The organism is Bradyrhizobium sp. P5_C11_2, from assembly GCF_054049755.1.
The window spans coordinates 1-7,783 of the sequence record NZ_JBFULT010000361.1 but is presented as its reverse complement, the minus strand read 5'-3'; the positions used below and the strand labels follow the sequence as shown (position 1 = coordinate 7,783).

General features: G+C 61.3%; 7 protein-coding genes. 6 read left to right on the top strand and 1 reads right to left on the bottom strand.

All coding sequences use genetic code 11. The features are described 5' to 3' along the window. A partial coding sequence (locus ACXJL8_RS27535) for a hypothetical protein (RefSeq protein ID WP_456685924.1) occupies positions 1–423 on the bottom strand: 423 nt, incomplete at its 3' end. Positions 424–1,147: 724 nt separating this feature from the next. Between ACXJL8_RS27535 and ACXJL8_RS27530 the strand changes: the two genes are divergently transcribed. The 6 genes from ACXJL8_RS27530 to ACXJL8_RS27505 form a co-directional block, all read left to right on the top strand. Continuing rightward, positions 1,148–2,749 carry an ABC transporter substrate-binding protein gene (locus tag ACXJL8_RS27530; RefSeq protein ID WP_456685923.1) on the top strand — a complete coding sequence of 534 codons (1,602 nt, stop codon included), beginning with the start codon at positions 1,148–1,150 and terminating at the stop codon, positions 2,747–2,749. Between the two features lie 84 nt (positions 2,750–2,833). Then, complete coding sequence (locus ACXJL8_RS27525) at positions 2,834–3,844, top strand: ABC transporter permease subunit (RefSeq protein ID WP_456685922.1); 1,011 nt, start codon at positions 2,834–2,836, stop codon at positions 3,842–3,844. Next, positions 3,841–4,749 carry an ABC transporter permease subunit gene (locus tag ACXJL8_RS27520; RefSeq protein WP_334526520.1) on the top strand — a complete coding sequence of 303 codons (909 nt, stop codon included), beginning with the start codon at positions 3,841–3,843 and terminating at the stop codon, positions 4,747–4,749. Before ACXJL8_RS27525 ends, ACXJL8_RS27520 begins: the two co-directional genes overlap by 4 nt. A gap of 18 nt (positions 4,750–4,767) precedes the next feature. After that, complete coding sequence (locus tag ACXJL8_RS27515; protein WP_456624124.1) at positions 4,768–5,805, top strand: ABC transporter ATP-binding protein; 1,038 nt, start codon at positions 4,768–4,770, stop codon at positions 5,803–5,805. After that, entirely contained in the window at positions 5,802–6,779 is a 978-nt protein-coding gene (locus ACXJL8_RS27510; RefSeq protein WP_456624123.1) for a peptide ABC transporter ATP-binding protein, read from the top strand. Before ACXJL8_RS27515 ends, ACXJL8_RS27510 begins: the two co-directional genes overlap by 4 nt. A gap of 601 nt (positions 6,780–7,380) precedes the next feature. After that, positions 7,381–7,783: hypothetical protein (locus tag ACXJL8_RS27505; RefSeq protein ID WP_456685921.1), on the top strand; the 403-nt coding region annotated here is incomplete at its 3' end.

The window sequence follows — 7,783 nt, the reverse complement described above, 5'->3', positions numbered from 1 at the left end:
GAATAGGCCTTCGAAGGCACCTGACCGGCAGGGCTTGACCTCCGCGACCGATTTGGCGCGATTGGCATTCGCAGTTGCCTTGGAAGTTTCCTGCCGAGGCCGAGGTCGAGGTCTGGGCCGCATGACTGCGGATTTTCCTTCGCTTGCGCTGCTCTTGTGTTGCTCGATGATCTTCGAAGGCTCTTGCGCAACAATCGCTGTTAGATGCGGCGGAGGCATCGGCTCGCTCGAGGGCTGCAGCGCTTCAAATTGCATGTGCGGGATTTCGAGCCGGTCTGCCGTCGTCAGTGTATCGTGTGAGGCGCGTAACCCGACGGTTGCCTGAGCGGGCGGCTCGTTCACAGGCTTTGTGGTGCGCGGTGATGTCTCGAGCTCCATCACCGCGAGTGTACCGAGGCCAACAAGGATGAGAGCCACTCTCATCTGATTTCACGCTTTCCGAACGAGAAGCCTCGCTCAAAGCCTGCCGGAAATAAGCTCCCGAAAATCGGAGAACAATTGCAAACATCCAATAAGGCGGCTTAGCGGCAGAAGTGAACCTGCAGGCGCGGTTACGTGAGAAGATCAGAGACAGGGTTAACGCGGGTCGAACTGGCCGGCTTGACAAGACCGTACTCGGGATCGATCGATGGGCGACCGATATGGCTGTAGAACTAGCCATCTTGCGATGAACGTCTGCCAATGCCTGACTGACGAACACATCGATCTTGCGTAGGAGGTCGGAGGCCGGAACACGCTCCTCCAAATGGAAAGAGTAGGAGAACTGGGCCTGACCCGCCCGCTGGCGCCCCATCACCTCATCAACTTAACTGACTTCTTCAACAGCATCGGCCCAGAGCCGAACGGCGCTCTAACTCTCACGAGGTCGGCTGTCTAAGCTGGTCCGGACATGAGGGGCGCTTGTCTCGACCGCCGCCTTGACCCCATCGTACCGGGTCGGGTTCTTGTCCGCCTTCAGGACTAAAGCAGAAAATCGCCGCTGCCCCACCTGCGCACGATTTCAGACCCGGATGACTTTTCTTCGAAACGTCATCCCGTCACCCCAGGACGCATTGACAGCTGCAATACGCAATCGCAATCTCGTTTCTGGCGTCTTTGGCGCARCCTGCGTCAACCGCGCCGAGAGAATTCACTAGGAGTTCCGACAGTGAACAGATCAATCCTGCTCGCCGGCGTCTGCGCTACGGCGCTCGCGGTGGCCTCGACCGCGTCTGCCAAAACCTTGATTTACTGCTCGGAAGGCAGCCCGGAGAACTTCTATCCCGGCGTCAACACCACCGGCACGTCGTTCGACGGCAATGAGCCGATCTACAACCGCATTGTCGAATTCGAGCGCGGCGGCACGAAAGTGGTGCCGGGCCTCGCGGAAAAATGGACGATCTCGCCTGACGGCGTCACCTATACTTTCAACCTGCGCAAGGGCGTGAAGTGGCATGCGACGTCGAAGTCGTTCAAGCCGACGCGGGAGTTCAATGCTGACGACGTCCTGTTCTCAATCGAGCGGCAATGGAAGGACGACAATCCGTATTTCAAGGTAACGAGTCCGAACCATTCCTATTTCGGCGACATGGGCATGCCGAAATTGTTGAAGTCGGTCGAGAAGCTCGACGACTACACCATCAAGATAACGCTCAACCAGCCGGAAGCGCCTTTCCTCGCCGATCTCGCGATGCCCTACGCAGCCATCCAGTCGAAGGAGTATGCGGATGCCATGCTGAAGGCCGGTACGCCTGAGAAGATCGACCAGGATCCGATCGGCACAGGCCCATTCTATCTGGTGCAATACCAGAAGGACGCCGTGATTCGTTACAAGGCATTCCCTGAATTCTGGGGCGGCAAGGCCAAGATCGACGACCTCGTCTACGCGATCACGCCGGATGCATCCGTTCGCTGGGCCAAACTTCAGAAGGGCGAATGCGACGTGATGCCCTATCCGAACCCGGCCGACATCGACGCGATCAAGAAGGATCCGAACGTCACGATCCTGGAGCAGCCCGGCCTCAACATCGGTTATCTCGCGTTCCAGACACAGAAGAAGCCCTTCGATGACGTGCGCGTGCGCAAGGCCATCAGCATGGCGATCGATCGGAAGGCGATCATCGATGCCGTCTATCTGTCGACCGGCATCGCGGCCAAGAACCCGATCCCGCCCACCATGTGGTCGTACAACGACAGCATCAAGGACGATCCCTTTGATCCGGAGCAAGCCAAGAAGCTTCTGGCCGACGCCGGCTACCCGAACGGTTTCGAAACCGATCTATGGGCCATGCCGGTGCAGCGCCCCTACAATCCGAACGCCAAGCGTATTGCCGAGTTGATGCAGGCCGACCTCGCCAAGATCGGCGTCAAGGCCGAGATCAAGTCGTTTGAATGGGGCGAATACCGCAAGCGGTTGCAGACCGGCGAGCATCAGATGGGCATGTTCGGCTGGACCGGCGACAACGGCGACCCCGACAACTTCCTGCACACATTGCTGGGCTGCGCCTCGGCGCAAACGGCATCGGGCTCGAATATCGCCAAATTCTGCTACAAGCCGTTCGACGACCTGGTCGTGAAGGCCAAGACGGTCAGCGATCAGGCCGAGCGGACCAAGCTGTACGAGCAGGCGCAGGTGATCTTCAAGGAGCAGGCGCCGTGGTTCACCATCGCGCACGCGGTGCAGCTGAAGCCCGTCGGCAAGAGGGTGATCGACTTCAAGCTGTCGCCGTTCGGACGCCACAACTTCTACGGCGTCGACGTCAAGGAATAGCAGGAGACAGGGGCGGAGTGGCTTGGCAGGCTCCGCCCATTTTTCTTTACCCTTTCCCTTCCGGGGAGGGTGGCAGGGAACGGCATGCTCCGGTTCATCTTTACCCGACTGAGCCTCGTGGTTCCGACCTTTATCGGGATTACGTTGCTTGTGTTCGTGCTTATCCGCCTGATCCCCGGCGATCCCATTGAGACGATGGCGGGCGAACGCGGCATCGATCCGGCCCGGCACGCGCAACTGCTCAAGGAGTACGGCTTCGATCAGCCGGTTCTGGTGCAATACGGCCTCTATCTGGCGCGGCTGGCGCATGGCGACCTCGGCCGCTCGATCGTCACCCATGAGCCGGTGATCTCCGAATTTGGGACGTTGTTCCCGGCGACGATCGAACTATCGGTCTGCGCGATCCTGTTTGCGTTAGGCCTCGGGTTACCAGCCGGGATCATCGCGGCGGTCCGGCGCAACTCCATCTTCGATCACGGCGTGATGGGCATCTCACTCACCGGATATTCGATGCCGATCTTCTGGTGGGGATTGTTGCTGATCCTGCTTTTTTCCGTGCAGCTCGGATGGACGCCGGTGTCGGGCCGGATCGCCGTGCAATACTACATCGAACCGGTGACCGGTTTCCTGACGATCGATGCACTGCTGGCCGGTGATTTCGGCGCGTTTCGCTCGGCCCTGTCGCATCTCGTGCTTCCGATGATCGTGCTCGGCACGGTGCCGCTTGCCGTCATCGCCCGCATGACGCGGTCCGCCATGCTGGAAGTGCTGGGCGAAGATTATATCCGCACCGCCCGCGCCAAAGGGGTGCCGCGTTGGCGGGTGATCGCGATCCACGCGTTGCGTAACGCGCTGATCCCGGTGGTGACGGTGATCGGGCTGCAGGTCGGCGTTCTCTTTACTGGCGCAATCCTCACCGAGACCATCTTCTCCTGGSCGGGTGTGGGCAAATGGCTGATCGAGGGCATCAACCGCCGCGACTATCCGGTGCTGCAGGGCGGCACGCTCTTGATCGGCGCGATCGTCATGATAGTCAATCTGCTGGTTGACGTCGCCTATGGGCTGATCAATCCCCGCATCCGGTACACAAGATGACCGCCGAAGTCCTCAACACTCCCGTCGTGGCGCAGCCGGGCGCGCCGCCACATCCGCTGTTGCAGTTCTGGTCCGACTTCAAGGCGAATTTCGGCGCCGTGGCGGGCCTCGCCGTGATCGTGGTTCTGGTTCTGCTCGCGCTCCTTGCCGATGTCGTCGCGCCACATTCTCCGATCCTCACCAACAATGCGGTCTTTCTCAAGCCCCCGTTCTGGCAGCAGGGCGGATCGATGGCCTATCCGCTTGGTACCGATGCGATCGGCCGCGATATTCTATCCCGTCTCATCCATGGCGCGCGGCTGTCGCTTCTGATCGGCATCGCGGTGGTGACGTTGTCGGTGGTCGCCGGGACGATTCTCGGTCTGGTCGCGGGTTTTTTCCGCGGCGTGATCGAGATCACGATCATGCGGCTGATGGACGTCACGCTGACGCTGCCGAGCCTTTTGCTTGCGATCGTGATCGTTGCGATCCTGGGACCAGGCCTGATGAATGCGATGCTGGCGGTCGCGATCGTGCTGCTGCCGCACTATGTGCGGATTGCGCGCGCCGCCGTGATCAGCGAAGTATCGAAGGATTACGTCGTCGCAGCCAAGGTCGCAGGTGCCGGCCGGCTTCGGCTGATGTTCAAGGAGGTGTTGCCGAACTGTGCAGCCCCCCTGATCGTGCAGGCGTCGCTCGGCATATCGACCGCGATCCTCGACGCGGCCGCGCTCGGCTTCCTCGGTCTCGGTGCGCAACCGCCGCTGCCGGAATGGGGCACCATGCTGGCGGACGCGCGCGAATTCGTGCTGCGGGCCTGGTGGGTCGTCACGCTTCCGGGCCTGGCAATCCTCGTGACCGTGCTTGCCTTCAACCTTCTGGGCGACGGGCTGCGCGATGCGCTCGATCCCAAGCTCAAGCGATAGCATAGTGAAGTCGATCTGATGCCGCTGCTCGAGATTGAAAATCTGTCGGTCGAGTTTCCATCCCAGAACGGGATGGTGCGCGCCGTGGATGGCGTCAGCATCACGCTCGAGAAAGGCGAGGTGCTGGGGATCGTCGGCGAATCCGGCTCCGGCAAGAGCATCGGCATGCTGGCCCTGATGGGACTCGTGCCCTATCCGGGACGCGTCCGAGCCGACAGACTGTCGTTTGCGGGAAGGGATCTGCAGGCCTTGTCCGACCGCGAGCGAAACGCGCTCGCCGGCAAGGACATCGCCATGATCTTCCAGGAGCCGACGACATCGCTCAATCCCTCTTTCACGATCGGCTATCAGCTGGCTGAGACGTTGCACATCCATGAAGGAATGGATCGCAAGGCGGCGCGGCGCCGCGTGATCGAACTCCTGGAGCAGGTCGGCATTCCGGCGCCGGAGAGCCGGCTGTCGGCCTATCCGCACCAGCTCTCGGGCGGCATGAACCAGCGCGTGATGATCGCGATGGCGATCGCCTGCAATCCAAAACTCCTGATCGCCGATGAGCCGACGACGGCGCTCGATGTGACCATCCAGGCGCAGATCCTCGATCTGCTGCTGTCCCTGCAACGCGATCGCGGCATGGCGCTGATTCTCATCACGCATAACATGGGTGTGGTCTCGGACACGGCCGAGCGCGTCGCCGTGATGTATGCGGGCCAGATCATGGAACAGCGACCGACGGAGAGCCTGTTCACCTCGCCTCAGCATCCCTATACGGCCGCGTTGCTGGCGGCACGCCCGGAGGCGAGTGATGGCGGACGGCTCGCCACCATTCCCGGCGTGGTGCCGGGGCTCCACGATCGACCGCCAGGGTGCCTGTTTAGTCCGCGTTGCATCTATGCAACGCCGCTGGCCGACAAGGTGCGTCCCGATCTGCGCCCCTGGATGGACGGCCTGATCCGTTGTCATTATCCGCTCGGCGATCCCTCGCGGGACGAGCGCATCGCGGCCGATCGGGGCAGCGCCGGCGGCGCGCCGATCCTCAACCGCGGGACGGTGTCATGACGGCGCTCGTCACCGCCACCGATCTCAAGCGCAGCTACGAGATCAAGCAGGGCTGGTTTCGCCCGCCGGCGCATCTGCAGGCCGTAGGCGGAATTTCGTTCGCGCTTGAAACCGGCAAGACGCTGGCGGTCGTCGGCGAATCCGGTTGCGGCAAGTCGACGCTCGCAAGGCTTGTGACTCTCATCGAGAAGCCGAGCGCCGGCACGCTGATGCTAGACGGCGTCGATGCGGTCAATCCTCCTCCCAGCGCCGTGAAGGCGTTGCGCCGCACCGTGCAGATCGTGTTTCAAAACCCCTATGGGTCGCTCAATCCCCGCAAGCGCGTCGGCGACATACTCGAAGAGCCGCTCATCATCAACACCAGCCTCTCGAAGCAGGAGCGGCGGGCGCAGGCGCTCGACATGATGGCGAAGGTCGGGTTGCGGCCGGAGCAATATGGCCGCTATCCGCACATGTTCTCGGGCGGCCAGCGTCAGCGCATCGCGATCGCGCGCGCCTTGATGTTGCGGCCGAAGCTACTGGTTGCCGACGAGCCGGTCTCCGCGCTCGACATGTCGGTGCAGGCGCAGGTTCTCAACCTCCTGGTCGATCTGCAGCGCGAGCTGGGGCTGGCTTACCTCTTCATCTCGCACGATCTCGGTGTGGTGCGTCACATCGCGGATGACGTGATGATCATGTATCTAGGAAGCGCAGTGGAACATGGGCCGAAAGAGCGTATCTTTGCGCGGCCGTTGCATCCCTATACACAGGCCTTGCTTGACGCGACGCCGGGCCTTGGCCGCAAACGCCGGCGGATCGTGCCGAAGGGCGAGTTGCCTTCGCCGCTCGATCCGCCGAAAGGCTGCGTGTTCTCGACCCGCTGTCCCTATGTGACGGATCTCTGCCGCACGCAGCGTCCGCTGCTGCGTCCTCTCGACGGCCGCCTCGTCGCCTGCCACTACGCCGAGCGTTTCCTGGAGATACAGGCGGCTTAGAGCCGATTGGCCGTGCCAAGCGATGGACTGAGCGTCCGGGCTCGCAAGACGCTACGCCGGACATGCCACGCTGTTTCGCGCGAGAGAATGGAGACGGCTGCGCCAAGCGTAGCTGCGAAGCAGCGGTCTGCCTTCGCCAAGGCTACGTCGAGGCATCCGCGACGTGGAATTCCTGTCCGCCGAAGCTTTAGCGAAGACGGATGCCTGGTCGGAATCTAACGTCCCGGCAAGCTATTGAAATACAGAATTCATTCTGAATTTTGGTTTGGTCTACTCAGAAATCTGCTCCTACAATTGCTGCTCGCCACGCGCCCCTATGACGTCCGCTCGCGGGGACAATGCAGATGTGGGAGCCGGACGGCCCGACTTCCGAGTTTGGCCCATCAGCGAAGTAGTGGCGCGCCTCATTGAGGTCCGCTCAGCGAGGCATGGCGGACTAGATTTGCTCAGGTTGAGTTCTTCGCATTTTGACCCAGACCAGACAATCTCACGCCGCTCCTTGTGGTCGACTACCAAATCCTAAGCTTCAGAGAGTAGGCTTCGCGGCGAAGCTGGCTTTGAAGCAACCCGGTGGTGTCTAACATTGGGATAAATGGCAAAAATGACGGGAGTCGATCAACCATCAGCGCGCCTTCGATTGGCCGCGGAGCTTGCCGTCGGCCTCGCGCGACGCTTTTCGATGACGCTCGAACCAGGCGACACGCCTGGCTACTATTGGCACTACGCACAAACTCCGTTCGAGGATGGGTGCTACCTGCTTTGGGAACTCGGCGTCGCCTTGACCTTGGTAGCGACCGGTAGTGGCTATCAAGGCATGACTCGGCAGCAATACGTCGATGCAAAGCGGCGTCCGGAGGAAACGTTTGCTGCGTATAAGTTCTTCCCAGCTTCTGAAACACGGGCGGGCGTGCTTGCCTGTGGTGAGCTTCCGGACGCGTTATTCGGGCGCCTGCTTGAGGCATATGTTGAAACCGCATGTGACTATGGCCCCGATGGGACGCAGC